Origin of the sequence: Pseudomonas sp. WMBT8, assembly GCF_050916005.1 — a bacterium.
Classification (GTDB): Bacteria; Pseudomonadota; Gammaproteobacteria; order Pseudomonadales; family Pseudomonadaceae; genus Aquipseudomonas.
Window position 1 is genome coordinate 4,928,438 of the sequence record NZ_CP188096.1, and the last position, 17,521, is coordinate 4,945,958.

Annotated in this window: 13 protein-coding genes; 10 read left to right on the forward strand and 3 right to left on the reverse strand. The window is 62.6% G+C overall.

Annotated elements, in window-relative coordinates:
- Nucleotides 1-31 precede the first annotated feature (31 nt).
- On the forward strand, nt 32-604 hold the full coding sequence (locus tag ACO77H_RS22405; protein WP_169954489.1) for a PadR family transcriptional regulator: 573 nt from the start codon (nt 32-34) through the stop codon (nt 602-604).
- Nucleotides 601-1,368 carry a siderophore-interacting protein gene (locus ACO77H_RS22410; RefSeq protein ID WP_432754575.1) on the forward strand — a complete coding sequence of 256 codons (768 nt, stop codon included), beginning with the start codon at nt 601-603 and terminating at the stop codon, nt 1,366-1,368. Before ACO77H_RS22405 ends, ACO77H_RS22410 begins: the two co-directional genes overlap by 4 nt.
- 106 nt (nt 1,369-1,474) lie before the next feature.
- Here the strand turns inward: ACO77H_RS22410 and ACO77H_RS22415 are convergent, their stop codons facing one another.
- Entirely contained in the window at nt 1,475-2,101 is a 627-nt protein-coding gene (locus tag ACO77H_RS22415) for a Pr6Pr family membrane protein (protein ID WP_172312045.1), read from the reverse strand.
- Nucleotides 2,102-2,105: 4 nt separating this feature from the next.
- On the reverse strand, nt 2,106-2,339 hold the full coding sequence (locus ACO77H_RS22420; protein ID WP_057438302.1) for a VF530 family DNA-binding protein: 234 nt from the start codon (nt 2,337-2,339) through the stop codon (nt 2,106-2,108).
- A gap of 296 nt (nt 2,340-2,635) precedes the next feature.
- Here ACO77H_RS22420 and ACO77H_RS22425 point away from each other — a divergent pair, with 296 nt between their 5' ends.
- The 3 genes from ACO77H_RS22425 (at nt 2,636) to ACO77H_RS22435 (ending at nt 9,208) form a co-directional block, all read left to right on the forward strand.
- The gene (locus ACO77H_RS22425; protein ID WP_169954492.1) at nt 2,636-4,654 is read left to right on the forward strand and encodes a TonB-dependent receptor; all 2,019 of its coding nucleotides are present in this window, start codon (nt 2,636-2,638) and stop codon (nt 4,652-4,654) included.
- Nucleotides 4,655-5,358: 704 nt separating this feature from the next.
- Nucleotides 5,359-6,696: a carbohydrate porin gene (locus ACO77H_RS22430; protein ID WP_432755777.1), complete on the forward strand. Its 1,338-nt coding sequence runs from the start codon at nt 5,359-5,361 to the stop codon at nt 6,694-6,696.
- A gap of 100 nt (nt 6,697-6,796) precedes the next feature.
- Nucleotides 6,797-9,208 (forward strand): glucose/quinate/shikimate family membrane-bound PQQ-dependent dehydrogenase, encoded by a 2,412-nt coding sequence (locus ACO77H_RS22435; RefSeq protein ID WP_169954493.1) that lies wholly within the window; start codon nt 6,797-6,799, stop codon nt 9,206-9,208.
- A gap of 186 nt (nt 9,209-9,394) precedes the next feature.
- On the opposite strand, the gene ACO77H_RS22440 is transcribed toward ACO77H_RS22435, so the two are convergent.
- Nucleotides 9,395-11,731: a putative bifunctional diguanylate cyclase/phosphodiesterase gene (locus ACO77H_RS22440; protein ID WP_432754576.1), complete on the reverse strand. Its 2,337-nt coding sequence runs from the start codon at nt 11,729-11,731 to the stop codon at nt 9,395-9,397.
- Nucleotides 11,732-12,131: 400 nt separating this feature from the next.
- Between ACO77H_RS22440 and lon the strand changes: the two genes are divergently transcribed.
- The 5 genes from lon (at nt 12,132) to cmoB (ending at nt 17,519) form a co-directional block, all read left to right on the forward strand.
- A complete protein-coding gene (gene lon, locus ACO77H_RS22445; protein ID WP_262376934.1) occupies nt 12,132-14,552 on the forward strand; it encodes an endopeptidase La in 2,421 nt (806 codons plus the stop codon).
- A 183-nt stretch (nt 14,553-14,735) separates the two neighbouring features.
- Nucleotides 14,736-15,128, forward strand: a complete 393-nt coding sequence (locus ACO77H_RS22450; RefSeq protein ID WP_432754577.1) for a protease inhibitor I42 family protein — start codon at nt 14,736-14,738, stop codon at nt 15,126-15,128.
- Between the two features lies 1 nt (nt 15,129).
- Nucleotides 15,130-15,786 carry a lysoplasmalogenase gene (locus tag ACO77H_RS22455; protein WP_169954496.1) on the forward strand — a complete coding sequence of 219 codons (657 nt, stop codon included), beginning with the start codon at nt 15,130-15,132 and terminating at the stop codon, nt 15,784-15,786.
- Between the two features lie 36 nt (nt 15,787-15,822).
- Nucleotides 15,823-16,566 carry a carboxy-S-adenosyl-L-methionine synthase CmoA gene (gene cmoA / locus ACO77H_RS22460; protein ID WP_169954497.1) on the forward strand — a complete coding sequence of 248 codons (744 nt, stop codon included), beginning with the start codon at nt 15,823-15,825 and terminating at the stop codon, nt 16,564-16,566.
- Entirely contained in the window at nt 16,563-17,519 is a 957-nt protein-coding gene (gene cmoB / locus ACO77H_RS22465; protein WP_169954498.1) for a tRNA 5-methoxyuridine(34)/uridine 5-oxyacetic acid(34) synthase CmoB, read from the forward strand. The genes cmoA and cmoB overlap by 4 nt, the downstream gene beginning before the upstream one ends.
- Nucleotides 17,520-17,521 lie beyond the last annotated feature (2 nt).

Genomic DNA, 17,521 nt, shown 5'->3' on the forward strand with positions numbered 1-17,521 from the left:
TATGTCTTAGATAACCACAGAGAGCAGCACAATGAGAGACCATCATTCCCACCGTGAACCCGGTGACGGCCGCGACGGCTTCGAGAAACGCCCAGGCCGCGAGCGCGGTGGCCGAGGCCCGCGGGTCTTTGCCCCCGGCGACCTGAAAATCCTCCTGCCAGCGCTGATCGCCCAGCAGCCGTGCCACGGCTACGACCTGATCCGCCAGATCGAAGGGCTGTTCGACGGTGCCTACAGCCCCAGCCCCGGAGTGATCTACCCCACCCTGACCTTTCTCGAAGAGAGCGAATTGATCAGCGGCGACGCCGAGGGCGGGAAAAAACGCTACACAATCACCGACGCCGGACGTCTCTTCTTGAGCGAACAGAAAATTGCCCTGGACGGTGTGCGCATGCGCATCGACGTGAGCAAGCGTTCGCTGCGCGGCCATGACCGGCCACCGGAGATCCACGAGGCGGTGCATAACCTGCGCCATGCCTTGCAACTGCACCACGGGCGCTGGAGCCCGGCAGAAATCACGCGTGTCGCGGAGCTGCTCAACAGCACCGCCCAAGCCATTGTGGATGGTCCCGCCGTCCAACCTGTACAGGGGAAAAGTGAATGAACAAGCCCGTCATCCACCGCGTCACCCACGAGATTAAACGCCGCTGCCTGGACGTACTGCGGGTGGTCGATATCACCCCGCGCATGCGCCGCATCACCCTGGGTGGCGAGCAACTGGCCGGGTTTGTCAGCCTGGGCAGCGATGACCATATCAAGCTGCTGTTCCCGCAGAACGCCGCTGAATTGGCTGCGCTGCAAAGCCCGACCTTCGCCATCAAGGGCGAAGGCCCACAACCGGCGATGCGCGACTACACGCCACGGCGTTTCGACCTGACCATTGGCGAGCTGGATATCGACTTTGTACTGCATGGCGACGGCCCGGCGTCGACCTGGGCCGAACAGGCTGCCGTCGGCCAACACCTGTACATCGGCGGGCCACGGGGCTCGATGATCGTGCCGGATATCTTCGACAGCTACCTGCTGGTGGGCGACGAAACCGCGATCCCGGCCATTGCCCGGCGCCTGGAAGAACTGCCGGCCGGGCGCACGGTGCTGGCGGTGATTGAAATTGCCGATGTGCATGAAAAGCAGGCGCTTGGCAGTGCGGCAAATGTCGAGGTGATCTGGGTGGTGCGCGGGGTCGATGACCTGCTGAGCACCGTGGAGAACCTGCAGCTACCGGGTGGATCGCTGTATGCCTGGGTCGCCACCGAGACCAAGCTGTCGCGCCAGGTTCGGCGGGTGCTGCTGGATAAACATCAGCTTAACGACGAGTTCGTCAAGGCGGTAGGCTACTGGCGGGCCGAGGGCAGCAGCGAAGAATAGGACTTACTCGGTCAAAATGTGGGAGCGGGCTTGCCCGCGATTGCGCTGTATCAGTCGGCACATTTGCTACTGATCCACTGCAATCGCGGGCAAGCCCGCTCCCACATTAGTTCTTGGTTGCCCTGGGGAGCTTGTCCAGCCCTACTATCGCCAACGCCACCGCCACAAACCCCAGCAATATCCCCCCTGCATTCATAAACACCTGTGGATAACCCAAGGTGCCTACATCAATAAACGGGTACTGATACTGCCCCAGCACATGCCCGCGCAGCAGCACATAAACGAAATACACCAGCGGGTAAATCACCCAGTAGCCGATGTGCCCGAGGCGCAACGTGCCCTTGGGCACGCACCACCACCAATAGCCGAGGAACAGCAGCGGCATCACGTCGTGGAGCAGTTCGTCGGCGATGAACTGCCAGCCCTCGGGGCTCCACAAATGCCGCAGCAGCACACTATAGGCCAGCCCTACGACCACGATGCTCACGGTTACGCCGCTGCTGACCGCAGGCTGTAGGAAGAAACTGCGCCCGGCCGAAGGCCGACTCACCAGTGCATAACTCAGCACCACCGCCGCCAGGGTGTTGCTCAGCACCGTGAAGAAACTGAAGAAATTCACCAACCCGCCCAACAGGCTGGCATCGACCAGCCAGCGTGAGTAGAGGATCAAGTATTGCTGGATCGCCAGGCCTGCCCAACCGGCCAGCGCCGCTGCCGCCACATACCGCTTCATGGGATCAGTCCAGCGGGCGTTTGGTGCGCATCAGCTTGACGTACAGGCCTTCGACCTTCTCCCGCGCCCACGGGGTCTTGCGCAAGAAGGTGAGGCTGGACTTGATGCTCGGGTCGTTTTTGAAGCAGCGGATATCGATGCGCTCGGCCAGGCCTTCCCATTCGTAATGCGCCACCAGTGCGGTGAGCACCTGTTCCAGGGTAACGCCGTGCAGGGGGTTGTTGTTCGATGCGGTCATGCCGGGCCTTTGCCAAGTAAATAAAGAGGAAGCCGCGCACCTTAGCCGAGAGGCCAGGCAGGTGGAAGCATTGCCATGATTGTAGGCCCACTCCCGAACCAATGTAGGAGCAAGCTTGCTCGCGAAAAACGTAGGAGCACTGCGCGTATTCAGGCTGCCCGCGTCATCGTTGACGATCTTCGCGAGCAAGCTCGCTCCTACAGAGGTTTATGAAAAGTTCCGCTTCCCGGAGGAAAAAGAGATGTTATATTGTAACTATTCATATCCAACCTCTCTGCTTTGCCAAGGAACCCCCGATGTCCCTCTCCCCTCTCTGGCGCCTGACCCCGCTGGCCGCTGCCCTGCTGATCAGTACCCAGGCCCACGCCCTGGAGCTGCAACCCCAAGTCATCACCGGCAACCCGCTGGGCAGCCAACAACTGGCCTCGCCAAGCACCGTGCTGGAAGGCGATGACCTGACCCTGCAACAAAAAGGCAGCCTGGGCGAAACCCTGAACAAGCAGCCTGGGGTGTCGTCGTCGTACTTCGGCCCCGGTGCCAGCCGCCCGATCATCCGTGGCCAGGATGGCGACCGCATTCGCATCCTGCGCAATGGTGTCGGCGCGCTGGATGCCTCGTCGTTGTCGTATGACCATGCGGTGCCGCTGGACCCGGTCAACGTCGAGCGCATCGAGATCGTCCGTGGCCCGGCCGCCCTGCTCTACGGCGGCAGCGCCATCGGCGGGGTGGTCAATACCTTCGACAACCGCATCCCCACCGAAGCCATCGAAGGCATCCATGGCGCGGGCGAACTGCGCTACGGCGGCGCCGATACCACCCGCAGCAGCGCGGGCAAACTGGAGGCCGGCAACGGCACCTTCGCCCTGCACCTGGATGCCAGCGCACGGCAATTCAACGACCTGAAAATCCCAGGTTACGCCCGCAGCCGCCACGCTGCGGAAAGCGAAAACGGCCCCGGAAAAAACGGCCGCCTGGGCAACAGCGACGGGCGTCAGGACAGTGGTGCAGTGGGCGGTTCCTACACGTGGGACGACGGTTACGCCGGGCTGTCCTACAGCAACTCCGACAGCAACTACGGCTCGCCCGCCGAACAGGACGTGCGCATCCGCATGCAGCAGGAGCACTACGCCTTCGCGTCCGAGATCCGCAACCTGCAAGGCCCGTTTACCTCGGTCAAACTCGACGCCGGCTACACCGACTACGAACACCGGGAAATCGAAGGCGGCGAAACCGGCACCACCTTCAAGAACAAGGGCTATGAAGCGCGCATCGAGGCACGGCACCAGCCCTTGGGGCCGTTCGATGGCATCGTCGGTGCCCAGGTCAGCCGTAGCGAATTTTCCGCACTGGGCGAGGAAGCTTTCGTACCGCAAACCGATACCAATGCCGGCGCGCTGTTTATCCTTGAAGAAATGCAGGCCACCGAACGCCTGAAACTGAGCCTGGGCGGGCGCCTGGAACACACCACCGTCGACCCGGATGGCAAAGGCAACGAGCGGTTTGCCAATGCCAACAGCTCCAGCAGCTTCACTGCCGGCAGCCTGTCGTCGGGTGCGGTCTACACCCTGACCCCGATCTGGTCGCTGGCCGCGACCCTGGGCTATACCGAACGCGCGCCGACCTTCTACGAGCTGTATGCCAATGGCGCCCACGTCGCCACCGGCACCTATGAAGTGGGCGATGCCAAGCTGTCCAAGGAAAAAGCCGTGGCCAGCGACCTGGCGCTGCGCTTTGACAATGGCACGCACAAGGGCAGTGTTGGCGTGTTCTACAGCCACTTTTCCAACTACATCGGCCTGCTGAACAGCGGTCGCACCTTGAATGACGAGGGCGAAGAGGCTGCCGATGGCATCCCGGAATACACCTACTCGGGTGTGCGCGCACGTTTCGTCGGCTTCGAAGCCCAGGACCATTGGAAACTTGGCGAAAGTGCCTACGGTAAATTTGCCCTGGAACTGTCGGGCGACTACACCCGCGCCACCAACCTGGATACTGGCGAAGCCCTGCCAAGGATTGCTCCACTGCGTCTGAACAGCGGCTTGCTGTGGGAACTGGATCGCTGGCAAGCGCGCATTGATGTTGAGCATGCTGCTGGCCAGGGCCGGGTGCCTAGCAACGAAAGCGGCACCGATGGCTACACCACGTTGGGCGCCAGTGCCGGCTATCGCTTCAACCTGGGCGGCAGCCAGTGGCTGGCGTTCGTCAACGGCGAGAACCTGACCAACCAGACCGTACGCTATGCCAGCTCGATCCTGCGCGATATCGCGCCGGCGCCAGGCCGTAGTGTGCAGGTGGGCCTGCGCACGACCTTCTAACAGACAGTGATGTTCAGCCTGTGGGAGCTATGTGCTGTCTAGCCAAACCCGTGCTGCAAACGAGCCCCCTGTGGGAGAGGGCTTGCCCGCGATGGCGGTGGGTCAGCCAGCTTATCCGGTGCCGACACAACGCTATCGCTGGCAAGCCAGCTCCCACATTAAATTCTGTTGTCTAGCCAAACTCGTGCTGTAAACGAGCCCCCTGTGGGAGCGGGCTTGCCCGCGATGGCGGTGGGTCAGCCAGCTTATCCGGTGCTGACACAACGCTATCGCTGGCAAGCCAGCTCCCACATTAAATTGTGTTGTCTAGCCAAACTCGTGCTGCAAACGAGATCCCCTGTGGGAGTGGGCTTGCCCGCGATGGCGGTGGGTCAGCCAGCTTATCCGGTGCTGACACAACGCTATCGCAGGCAAGCCAGCTCCCACATTAAATTCTGTTGTCTAGCCAAACTCGTGCTGTAAACGAGATCCCCTGTGGGAGTGGGCAAGCCTGCTCCCACATCGCTCTGCGGTATCTGCGCCGACTGTTACCAAATCCGAAATAATCCATCTTGCGATTAGCCCTTTCTCTCCCCGAGCCGGCGCTTTATCCTTGTCTGCAACAAACTGAAACGTTTCATCATTCAGCCAGACCTGACGAGCGTCCATCCCCCGGCCGCCGTTTGCGTACTAAAACCAAAAACTATTAAGACCTGCCCTTGCCTATGCCTGCTTTCCCAACACTGCGCCTGTGCGCTGCGCTGCTGCCTTTGTGCCTGATCGACTGCGCCCAGGCCGTCCCTGCCTTTGACCATGAGTCCTCGTGGATGCTGGGTGATCTTGGCGGTTCCCGGACAGCGCTGTCTGAGCAAGGCTACGACTTCAAGATCGACTACACAGGCGAGATGGGCAGCAACCTGCACGGCGGCTCGGACCATGACCGCACCGCTCGCTATAGCGACCAGTGGGCCTTCGGCAGTCACCTGGATCTGCAGAAGATCCTCGGCTGGCACGACGCCGAGTTCCAACTGACGATCACCGAGCGCAGTGGCAATAACATCAGCAACGACCGCATCAACGACCCGCGGGTCGGCGGCTTTACCTCGTCCCAGGAAGTCTGGGGCCGTGGCCAGACCTGGCGCCTGACGCAGATGTGGTACCAGCAGAAATTCTTCGACCAAAAACTGGATATCAAAGCTGGGCGTTTTGGCGAAGGCGAAGACTTCAACAGCTTCCCCTGCGACTTCCAGAACCTGGCGTTCTGCGGCTCCCAGGTGGGCAATTGGGTCGGTGGCATCTGGTACAACTGGCCGGTGAGCCAATGGGCGCTGCGGGTCAAATACCACCTGACACCCGAGCTGTACGCGCAAATCGGCGCCTTTGAGCAGAACCCGTCCAACCTCGATCGCGGCAATGGCTTCAAGCTCAGCGGCAGCGGCACCCAGGGCGCCCTGTTGCCGGTGGAGCTGGTGTGGACGCCAACGTTCCACGACCTGCCGGGCGAATACCGCGCCGGCTACTACTACAGTAGCGCCAAGGCCAGCGATGTGTACAAGGACCGCCACAACCAACCCGCCGCCGTCAGTGGCGAGGCCTATCGCAGCGCCTCCAGCAAGCATGGCGTGTGGCTGGGTGTGCAGCAGCAAGTCACCAGCCTGGCCAGTGACCACTCCCGTGGCTTGAGCGTGTTCGCCAACGCGACGATGCACGATAAGAAAACCAACGCTGTGGATAACTATGTGCAGGCAGGTGTGGTCTACAAAGGCCCCTTCGATGCCCGCGCCCGCGACGATATCGGCTTTGCCGTGGCCCGCGTGCACGTCAACCCGGCCTATCGCAAGAACGCCAAGGCCCGCAACCAGGCCCGTGCGCTCTACGATTTTGACGACGGCGCGTACCTGCCGGTGCAAGACACCGAATACAGCGCCGAGCTCTATTACGGCGTGCACGTCAGCAACTGGCTGACCGTGCGCCCGAACCTGCAATACATCCGTCATCCGGGGGCCGTCGCCCAGGTGGATGACGCGCTGGTCGGCGGGATCAAGCTGCAAGCGTCCTTTTGAATCGCAATAAACGCAATTAGCCCTGAACCAAGCCTGTGCGCAAACGTCATCTACAGTGAACAAGCGCGGGACTACCTTAAACGTCACGGAGAATCACACTATGAGCACTGATGGTGCTTCAAGTCCAAGCCGCCTGCTGCCCAGGTTGCTGGGGATCTTGCTGCTGATCATGGGCCTGGCCTTGTTGGCCGGGGGCATCAAGCTGAGCATGCTCGGCGGGTCGCTGTACTACCTGCTGGCCGGTATCGGCATCACCCTGACCGGCCTCCTGCTGCTGGCCACGCGCCGCGCGGCGCTGGGCCTGTACGCGGTGGTGCTGTTCGCCAGTACGGTGTGGGCCCTGTGGGAAGTCGGCCTGGACTGGTGGCAACTGGTGCCGCGCCTGGCCCTGCTGTTCGCCTTGGGCATCGTCATGCTGCTGCCGTGGTTGCGCCGTCCCCTGCTGCGTGGCCAACCCGCCCCGCTGGGCACCGGCGCGCTGAGCGTGGCCGTGGTGCTGGCCGGCGCAACCGCCATCGCCAGCCAGTTCACCAACCCCGGTGAAATCAAGGGCCAACTGGACCGCGACGCGGTACCGGGCATGACCAATGCCGCGCCGGCCCAGGCCGATGGCGACTGGAATTCCTATGGCCGCTCGGCCTTCGGTGACCGTTACTCGCCGCTGGCGCAGATCACCCCGCAAAATGCCCACAAGCTGGTACCGGCCTGGACTTATCGCACCGGCGACCTGCCTGGCCCGGGCGACCCCGGCGAAACCACTGCGGAGAACACCCCGCTGAAAGTCAACGGCATGCTCTACGTGTGCACCCCGCACAGCCAGGTGATTGCCCTTGACCCGGATACCGGCAAGGAAATCTGGCGTTTCGACCCCAAGCTCTCGACGCAAAAAGCCGCGAACTTCAAGGGTTGGGCACACATGACCTGCCGTGGCGTGTCGTATCACGATGACGCAGCCTATGCCGCCACCGAGCAAAGCCCGGCCACCGGCGCCGCTGCGCCAGCCGCCAATGCCTGCCCGCGCCGCATCTTCCTGCCGACTGCCGACACCCGCCTGATCGCCCTGAACGCCGACACCGGCAAGATGTGTGAAGACTTCGGCGACAAAGGCCAGGTCGACCTGGGCGCCAACATCGGCACGTTCGCCCCCGGTGGCTACTACTCCACCTCGCCGCCAGCCGTCACCAAGAACCTGGTGGTGATTGGCGGTCACGTCACCGATAACGTCTCCACCGACGAGCCGAGCGGCGTGATCCGCGCGTTCGACGTGCACACCGGCAAGCTGGTGTGGAACTGGGACAGCGGCAACCCGGACGACACCACGCCGATTGCCGAAGGCAAGACCTACACCCGCAACTCGCCCAACATGTGGTCGATGTTCGCGGTCGATGAAAAACTCGGCATGCTCTACCTGCCGATGGGCAACCAGACCCCGGACCAGTTCGGTGGCTACCGTACCCCGGCTTCCGAGCTGCATGCTGCCGGCCTGACTGCCCTGGATATCGACAGCGGTAAAGTGCGCTGGCATTTCCAGTTCACTCACCATGACCTGTGGGACATGGACGTGGGCGGCCAGCCAAGCCTGATCGACATCAAGACCGCCGCCGGCGTGAAGCAAGCCGTAATGGCCTCGACCAAGCAAGGCAGCATCTACGTGCTCGACCGCGCAACGGGCGAGCCGGTGGTGCCGATCAACGAAATCCCGGTACCGCAAGGTGCGGTCGCGGGCGATCACACCTCGCCAACCCAGCCCAAGTCCGACCTCAACTTCATGCCACCGCCCCTCAAGGAACGTGACATGTGGGGCGTGACCCCGTTCGACCAACTGCTGTGCCGGATCGACTTCAAGTCCCTGCGCTACGACGGCCCGTTCACCCCGCCCTCGCTGCAAGGCTCGATCGTCTACCCAGGCAACTTCGGCGTGTTCGACTGGGGCGGCATCTCGGTTGACCCGGTACGCCAGATCGCGTTCGTCAACCCAAGCTACATGGCGTTCAAGTCGACCATGATCCCGGCGGAAAAAATCGCCGCCATGGGCCCGCGTGTCAGCGAGACCGAAGGCGTGCAGCCGAACAAAGGCACGCCTTATGGCGTGGTCCTGGAAGCGATGCTCTCGCCCATGGGCCTGCCGTGCCAGGCGCCGGCCTGGGGTTATGTGGCCGCTGTGGACTTGACCAACAACAAGACCATCTGGATGCACAAGAACGGCACCGTGCGTGACAGCTCGCCAGTGCCCATCCCCCTGAGCATGGGCGTGCCAAGCCTGGGCGGGACCTTCACCACGGCCGGTGGCGTGTCCTTCCTCAGCGGTACCCTCGACCAGTACCTGCGTGCCTATGACGTGAAAAACGGCAAGCAACTGTGGGAAGGCCGCCTGCCTGCGGGCGCGCAAACCACCCCGATGACCTACACCGGCAAGGACGGCAAGCAATACGTGCTGGTCGTGGCGGGCGGTCATGGTTCCCTGGGGACCAAGCAGGGTGACTATGTGATGGCGTTCAAGCTGGCGGATTAAGCGACAGCTGCAACAAAAAACCCCGGGATTCCGGGGTTTTTTATTTGAAATACCGCTCAAATGTGGGAGCTGGCTTGCCTGCGATAGCGGTGGGTCAGTGCAACATATGCCAACTGATCCACCGCTATCGCAGGCAAGCCAGCTCCCACACAAGCCCTCTCCCACATGTTGACCGCGCCGGGCCCGTCACACCGTGCTGCGATCGCGGCGCATCCACATCTCAAAGGCCATGGCATTCAATGGCCGGCTGATCAGGTAGCCCTGGGCGGTGTCGCAATTCCATTGTTTGAGCAGCCTCAGGCTGGGTTCGAACTCCACCCCTTCGGCCACCACCTTGAGCCCCAGGTTGTGGCTCATCTCGATGGTCGAACGCACGATCACCGCGTCGCCGCTGGTGCTGTCGAGGTTGCGCACGAACGACTGGTCGATCTTCAGTTCCTGCACCGGCAAGCGCTGCAATTGGGCCAGGGACGAGTAGCCGGTACCGAAATCGTCCACCGACAGGCTGATGCCACAGCCGCGCAATTGCTCGAGAATGCGCAACGCCTGTTCCGGGTTGTGCATGATCGCGCTTTCGGTGATTTCGAAAATCAACTGCCCGGCCAGCACCCCGTGCAGTTCCAGCAGCTCGGTGACCCGTGGTGCCAGCCCTTCATCGCCCAGGTCGTCCACCGAAATATTCAGCGACAGCTGCACTTCCAGCCCACGCACGCTCCACTCTGCCAACTGGCGGATCGCCTCTTCGATCACCCAGTGCGTCAGGCTGGCCATGCTGCCGGAGCGTTCGGCCAGCGGGATGAATTCGGCGGGGGACACCAGGCCCAGGGTCGGGTGCTGCCAGCGCAACAGCGCCTCGGCCTGGCGCACATAGCCGTGGCGCAGGTCGAGCTTGGGTTGATAGCACAGGAACAGTTCGTCTTCGATGGCGGCGCGGCGCAGGTCGCGGATCAGACTGATCTGGCGTTGATGGGCGAGGTCGCGGTCCTGTTGATAAATCTGTAAATAGCCAGGCAGCGCGGCCGCGTCGTGACGGGCAATGGCGGCGCGGCTGATCAGCTCTTCGACCTGCTGGCCATCCTCGGGGTAGGCGGCAATGCCCATGCTCACTTCGTGGCGCAGTTCGTCGCCACCGACCCGCTGCGGCTCGGTCAACAGGCTGTACAGGCGGTCGGCGCGGGCCACGGCGCTGTCGAGCTTGGTGTTTTCCAGCAATACGAGGAATTCGCTGCCGGTAATGCGCGCCGCCGAATCCCCCGCCGCCAGGCTCGACAGCAGGCAGCGGCTGGCCTCACGCAGCATTTCCTCGACGCCCTGGGGGCCAAAGCCTTCGTTGATCACCCGGTAGTTTTCAATCCCCAGGTACAGCACCACCACCGGCCGCCGCGCACTGATCGCACTGCCCAGGCGTTCCATGGCCAGGGCGCGGTTGGGCAGGCCGGTCAGCGCATCGTGCAGGGCGTTGTGCGCCAACTGCCGCTCACGTACGGCAATGCCGCTTTGCATCGCGTTGAAGGCCCGGGCCAGCAGGCCGAACTCATCTTTGCCGCGCACCGCCACTGGGGTGCGGTAATCCCCGCCGCCAATACGCTCGGCCGCCTGCACCAGGGCATCGAGAGGGCGGGACACGCGGCGCGCCATCAACAGCGCGCCCACCAGCGAGACCAGCAGGGCTGCCAGGGCGATGCCGAGAAACTGCTGGTCCAGCGGCGCAAAGGATTGCAGGGCATGGTCCAGCGGGCTTTGCAGCAAGGCCATGACTTGCCCGCCATCACCGGTGTTGGCCAGGGGCAGGACCTGGCTGAGAAAACGCTGGCCGTGCAATTCGCTCATCTGCGCCAGCTCGGCGGTGCTCGATTCCTGCAGCGCCTGGATGATGGCCGGGCGGTCGGCCGAGGGCTGGGTGCTGAACAGGGTGCCCGGCTGCCCCTGGTCCATGCTCATGAACGACACCTCCAGATTGCTCAGGGAGCGCAATTCGGCGGCAAACACCTCATCCATGGAAAAGCCCATGACCACCCGCGCAATGGGCAGCGGGTCCAGCACCTCTTCCTGCACCAGCAAAAACGGCTGGCCGGCCAGGGCGACGATCAACATTTGCAGGGAGTTGCGCCGGGCATGGCGCAGTGCATCGGCATAGGGGAAGGCTTGCTGCGCCGGCACGCCAGCCAGAGTGCTGACGATGACCTGGCCATCGAGCCCCAGCACAAACACCTCGCTGGAACGGATCCCGCTGCCATGCCGGCGCAGGGCAGCGAGGATCGGTGCCGGCTGGCCCTCGGCGACCGCGCGGCGAAATTGCTCGTCCACCGTCAGCCAGTCCAGGCCGTATTGCAGGCGCCGTCCGCGCAGGTCCAGCAGGCGCTCGAACACCCGGCTGCCGGTCTCCAGTTGCACCTGGGCCTGGTTTTCCACGGCGCGGGTGGTGGCAACCTTCACGGCGAAGTACACCGCGCCCACCACCACTAGCAGCAATAACCCCAACACCCCGACCAGCCGCGTCTGGAAGGCGTGGCGCCACTTCATTCGCTTGCCTCCTGGCAGCGTGCCCGCGCCCCAGCTCAAGCGTCCTTTTGTCATACGCATCCCTCGCGACTGCAGACCCGGTGTCAAATAAATGCCCGTTCTCTCGGGGCATTTGGAAAACCCAGATTAGCCGCAGCCGGGCAGAAGTAAACCTAATAAATGCGGGCGCCTGGCTGACATTATTTTGACGACAGATCACCGTCTAAACCCCGCAGGCAGGCCTCAAATCGCCGTGTTTTTTTGCGCAAGAGAGTGCCGGTGCGCGGTGACTTGCCCGTTCCCGCAGCGGCACCGCGCTGACGTCGAAATATCATGCAATTTGTTGCTAACCACCCGCCGCCATTGAAACCACCGCTCACCTGCCCCATCTAACCTCCATACTTCACTATGCAGGTGCCCCATGAGCGACCAGCAAGAATTCCCCGATATCGACCTCAACGACTACGCCGACCCCGAAAACGCACAAACCCCGTCGTCCAACACCGGCCTGGCCCTGCCTGGGCAAAACCTGCCGGACAAGGTCTATATCATCCCGATCCACAACCGCCCGTTCTTCCCGGCGCAAGTGTTGCCGGTGATCGTCAATGAAGAACCCTGGGCCGAGACCCTGGAGCTGGTGAGCAAATCCGACCATCACTCCCTCGCGCTGTTCTTCATGGACACGCCACCCGAAGACCCACGGCATTTCGACACCTCCGCCCTGCCGCTGTACGGCACCCTGGTCAAGGTGCATCACGCCAGCCGCGAAAACGGCAAGCTGCAGTTCGTTGCCCAGGGCCTGACCCGCGTGCGCATCAAGACCTGGCTCAAGCATCACCGCCCACCGTACCTGGTAGAAGTCGAATACCCGCACCAGCCCAGCGAGCCGACCGATGAGGTCAAGGCCTACGGCATGGCGCTGATCAATGCGATCAAGGAACTGCTGCCGCTCAACCCGCTGTACAGCGAAGAGCTGAAGAACTACCTCAACCGCTTCAGCCCCAACGACCCGTCGCCCCTGACCGACTTCGCCGCCGCACTGACCTCGGCCACCGGCAACGAGTTGCAGGAAGTGCTGGACTGCGTGCCGATGCTCAAGCGCATGGAAAAAGTCTTGCCGATGCTGCGCAAAGAGGTGGAAGTTGCGCGCCTGCAAAAGGAAATCTCCGCCGAGGTGAACCGCAAGATCGGCGAGCACCAGCGCGAGTTCTTCCTCAAGGAACAGCTCAAGGTGATCCAGCAGGAGCTGGGGCTGACCAAGGACGACCGCAGTGCCGACGTCGAGCAGTTCGAGCAACGCCTGGAAGGCAAGGTGCTGCCGGCCCAGGCGCAGAAACGCATCGATGAAGAGCTGAACAAGCTGTCGATCCTCGAGACCGGGTCGCCGGAGTACGCGGTGACGCGCAATTACCTGGACTGGGCCACCTCGGTGCCGTGGGGCGTGTATGGCGAGGACAAGCTCGACCTCAAGCACGCACGCAAAGTCCTGGATAAACACCATGCGGGGCTGGACGACATCAAGAGTCGCATCCTCGAGTTCCTTGCCGTGGGCGCCTATAAAGGCGAAGTCGCCGGCTCCATCGTGCTGCTGGTGGGACCGCCGGGCGTGGGCAAGACCAGCGTCGGCAAATCGATTGCCGAGTCCCTGGGGCGGCCGTTCTACCGCTTCAGCGTCGGCGGCATGCGCGACGAGGCCGAGATCAAGGGCCATCGCCGCACCTACATCGGCGCCCTGCCGGGCAAGCTGGTGCAGGCGCTCAAAGATGTAGAAGTGATGAACCCGGTGATCATGCTCGACGAGATCGACAAGATGGGCCAGAGCTACCAGGGCGACCCGGCGTCGGCCCTGCTGGAAACCCTCGACCCGGAACAGAACGTGGAATTCCTCGACCACTACCTGGACCTGCGCCTGGACCTGTCCAAAGTGCTGTTCGTGTGCACCGCCAACACCCTGGACTCGATCCCCGGCCCGTTGCTGGACCGCATGGAAGTGATTCGCCTGTCGGGCTACATCACCGAAGAAAAAGTCGCCATCGCCAAGCGCCACCTGTGGCCCAAGCAGCTGGAAAAAGCCGGTGTGGCAAAAACCAGCCTGAGCATCACCGACGGCGCCCTGCGCGCGCTGATCGACGGCTATGCCCGCGAAGCCGGGGTGCGCCAGCTGGAGAAGCAACTGGGCAAGCTGGTACGCAAGGCGGTGGTCAAGCTGCTGGATGAGCCGGACTCGGTGATCAAGATCGGCAACAAGGACCTGGAAAGCTCCCTGGGCATGCCGGTGTTCCGTAACGAGCAGGTACTGTCGGGCACGGGTGTCATCACCGGCCTGGCCTGGACCAGCATGGGCGGCGCCACCTTGCCGATCGAGGCGACGCGCATCCACACGCTCAATCGCGGCTTCAAACTCACCGGGCAGTTGGGTGAAGTGATGAAGGAATCCGCCGAAATCGCCTACAGCTACATCAGTTCCAACCTGAAGTCGTTTGGCGGTGACCCGAAGTTCTTCGACGAAGCCTTCGTGCACCTGCACGTGCCGGAAGGCGCCACGCCCAAGGACGGCCCAAGTGCCGGGGTGACCATGGCCAGTGCGTTGCTCTCGCTGGCACGCAACCAGCCGCCGAAAAAAGGCGTGGCCATGACCGGCGAACTGACCCTGACCGGGCATGTACTGCCGATTGGCGGTGTGCGCGAGAAGGTAATTGCGGCGCGGCGGCAGAAGATTCACGAGTTGATCCTGCCAGAGCCTAACCGTGGCAGCTTCGAGGAATTGCCGGAGTACCTCAAAGAGGGCATGACGGTGCACTTTGCCAAGCGGTTTGCGGATGTGGCGAAGGTGTTGTTCTGATAGTTCTGTAGCGCCTGCACTGGCCTCATCGCGGGCAAGCCCGCTCCTACAGTTGGAATGCGTACTCTGTAGGAGCGGGCTTGCCCGCGATAGGGCCAGCACGGCCAACATCACCCCCCTGCTGTAACACCTTGTCTCATCTTCGGTTATGCTCGCCCTTCGTCGCCAATAAACGGAGCCTTCATGACCGCTGCCCGCCTGCTTCTTGCGCTAAGCCTCGCCCTGCTCGGGGCTTGCGCCAGTGCACCGAAGCAAAACGTCACCGTCGAAAAACAGAGCGCCTGCCCGCTCAAGCTCAAGGCCGGGCAAAACCTGACCCTGACCTTGCCGAGCAACCCCACCACCGGTTATCGCTGGGCGATCCAGGATTCGGCAGGCGGCGTGCTGCGCAGCCTCGGCCCCGAGGTCTACAGCAACCCGGAGGACGCCGGCGTGGTGGGTGCCGCCGGGCAATCCACCTGGCGCTTCCAGGCCTTTACCGCAGGTAGTGGCCGCCTGCGCCTGACTTCCCAACAACCCTGGGCCCCGGAAGTGAATCCGGTGGACACCTTTGACTGCGCCATTACGGTGAACTGATATGCCATGGATGATTCTTGCGTTGATGGGTGCCGGTACCTTTATCTACGGTCTGAGCACGCATGCCACCTTGCTTTGCCTGTTGGTCAAGCCGCTACCGGTGCTGGCGATGCTGGGCTGGCTGCATGATGCGCCGCCCAGCGACTATCGACGCTGGATCAGCCTGGGATTGATTTTCTCCGTAGTGGGCGATGTGTTGCTGGCCTGGCCCGGCGACCTGTTTATCTTCGGCCTGGGCGCGTTTTTGTTCGCGCACCTGGCGTACCTCAAGGCCTACTTCAGCGACTGCCGCCGCCCGGCGCTGTTGCCACTGGCCCTGGCGCTGGGGGTTGGGGCAATTTTGTTGAGCATCCTGATTTCCCACGGCCTGGGCGATTTGCTGATTCCGGTGGTGGTGTACGCGTTGGTGATCAGCGCCATGCTCTGGCGTGCGCTGGCTCGCCTGGGTAGTGACGTGCCCAAGCGCTCGGCACAGCTGGCGGCCATCGGCGCGGCGTTGTTTGTGTTTTCCGACACGCTGATCGGCATCAACCGCTTTGTGGTGACCTTCGATGCGGCGCCGTATCTGTTGATCATCACCTACTGGTTGGGGCAATGGGGCATCACCGCATCGGCTTTCCATCAGACAACCCGCGCATCGCCTCGCCAACCTGGCTAAAATGCCGGCCTTTTCCACTTCGTCGCCGGAACAGCCGTGAGCAAAGAACCCGATCGCCTATTCGCCCAGCCCTTGCCCCAGGTGCCGGACTTCGCCTTTAACGAGGACGTGGTGCGGGTGTTCCCGGACATGATCAAGCGTTCGGTGCCCGGTTACCCGACCATTGTCGAGAACCTCGGCGTACTGGCAGCGCAGTTCGCCCAGCCGGGCAGTGTGCTGTATGACCTGGGTTCGTCCCTGGGCGCGGTGACCCAGGCCCTGCGGCGCCATGTGCGCACCGACGGCTGCCGGGTGATCGCTGTGGATAACTCGGCGGCGATGGTCGAGCGCTGCCGCGAATACCTCAACGGCCAGGACTCGATGTTCCAGGAGCTGCTGCCGGTGGAGGTAATCGAAGGCGATATCCTCGCCCTGCAGTTCCAGCCGGCCTCGGTGGTGGCGCTGAATTTCACCCTGCAATTTATCGCCCCCGAGGAGCGCCTGGCGCTGCTTGGGCGGATTCGCCAGGCGCTGCTGCCCGGTGGCGCGCTGATTCTCTCGGAAAAACTGCGTTTCAATGATCCCGAAGAACATGCATTGCTCACCGATCTGCACGTGGCGTTCAAGCGCGCCAACGGCTACAGCGAACTGGAAATCGCCCAGAAGCGCAGCGCCATCGAAAACGTCATGAAGCCCGACAGCCTCGAGGAACACCGTGAACGCCTGCTGGCGGCCGGGTTCTCGAAAGTCGTGCCGTGGTTCCAGTGTCTTAACTTTGCCTCGTTGATTGCCTTGCCATGATTGATCTGTCTCCCCTCGCCCGCCATCTGGTCGGCACTCCCCTGGCCGTATGGGCCCAGGGCCTGCAAGCACAACTCGATGCAAAGATGGAAAAGGGCCATGGCGACCTGGCCCGCTGGCAAAGTGCGCTGGACGCCTTGCCCAAGATCCAGCCAAGCAAAATCGACCTGCTGAACGGCCTGACCCTGGACACCGATTGCGATGACGCAACCCGTGAGCAGATGCATGCCGCGCTGATGGGCCTGAGCCCGTGGCGCAAGGGGCCGTTCAACCTGTTCGGGGTGCATGTGGACACCGAATGGCGCTCGGACTGGAAATGGTCGCGGGTCGCGCCGCACCTGAACCTCAAAGGCAAGCGCATCCTCGATGTGGGCTGTGGCAACGGTTATTACATGTGGCGCATGCTCGGCGCCGGCGCCGACAGTGTGATTGGCGTGGATCCCAACTGGCTGTTCTTCTGCCAGTTCCAGGCGGTGCAGCGCTACCTGTCGGCCCCCAACGCCTGGCACCTGCCGTTCCCGTTCGAGGACCTGCCGCCGAACATGGAAGGTTTCGACACAGTGTTCTCCATGGGCGTGTTCTACCACCGCCGTTCGCCGATCGAGCATTTGCTGGCGCTCAAGGATTGCCTGGTCAAGGGAGGCGAACTGGTGCTGGAGACGTTGGTGATCGAGGGTGATCAACAACAGGTACTGGTGCCAGAAGACCGTTACGCACAGATGCGTAATGTGTGGTTCCTGCCTTCGGTGCCGGCGTTGATGCTCTGGCTGCGGCGTGCCGGGTTCAGCGAAGTGCGTTGCGTGGATGTGAGCGTGACCACGGTCGAGGAACAGCGTGGGACAGAGTGGATGAAGTATCAGTCCTTGAGTGACTTCCTCGACCCTGAAGATCACAGCAAGACGATTGAAGGGCTGCCGGCGCCGATGCGCGCGGTGATTATCGCCAAGAAGTAACC

Bases quoted from the DNA above. Each gene is read 5' to 3' on its own strand.
- ACO77H_RS22440 (WP_432754576.1), bottom strand. From the start codon at position 11,731: ATGAAGTGGCGCCACGCCTTCCAGACGCGGCTGGTCGGGGTGTTGGGG.
- ACO77H_RS22405 (WP_169954489.1), top strand. From the start codon at position 32: ATGAGAGACCATCATTCCCACCGTGAACCCGGTGACGGCCGCGACGGC.
- ACO77H_RS22450 (WP_432754577.1), top strand. From the start codon at position 14,736: ATGACCGCTGCCCGCCTGCTTCTTGCGCTAAGCCTCGCCCTGCTCGGG.
- ACO77H_RS22430 (WP_432755777.1), top strand. From the start codon at position 5,359: ATGCCTGCTTTCCCAACACTGCGCCTGTGCGCTGCGCTGCTGCCTTTG.
- ACO77H_RS22425 (WP_169954492.1), top strand. From the start codon at position 2,636: ATGTCCCTCTCCCCTCTCTGGCGCCTGACCCCGCTGGCCGCTGCCCTG.
- lon (WP_262376934.1), top strand. From the start codon at position 12,132: ATGAGCGACCAGCAAGAATTCCCCGATATCGACCTCAACGACTACGCC.
- ACO77H_RS22420 (WP_057438302.1), bottom strand. From the start codon at position 2,339: ATGACCGCATCGAACAACAACCCCCTGCACGGCGTTACCCTGGAACAG.
- ACO77H_RS22415 (WP_172312045.1), bottom strand. From the start codon at position 2,101: ATGAAGCGGTATGTGGCGGCAGCGGCGCTGGCCGGTTGGGCAGGCCTG.
- ACO77H_RS22410 (WP_432754575.1), top strand. From the start codon at position 601: ATGAACAAGCCCGTCATCCACCGCGTCACCCACGAGATTAAACGCCGC.
- ACO77H_RS22455 (WP_169954496.1), top strand. From the start codon at position 15,130: ATGCCATGGATGATTCTTGCGTTGATGGGTGCCGGTACCTTTATCTAC.
- cmoB (WP_169954498.1), top strand. From the start codon at position 16,563: ATGATTGATCTGTCTCCCCTCGCCCGCCATCTGGTCGGCACTCCCCTG.
- ACO77H_RS22435 (WP_169954493.1), top strand. From the start codon at position 6,797: ATGAGCACTGATGGTGCTTCAAGTCCAAGCCGCCTGCTGCCCAGGTTG.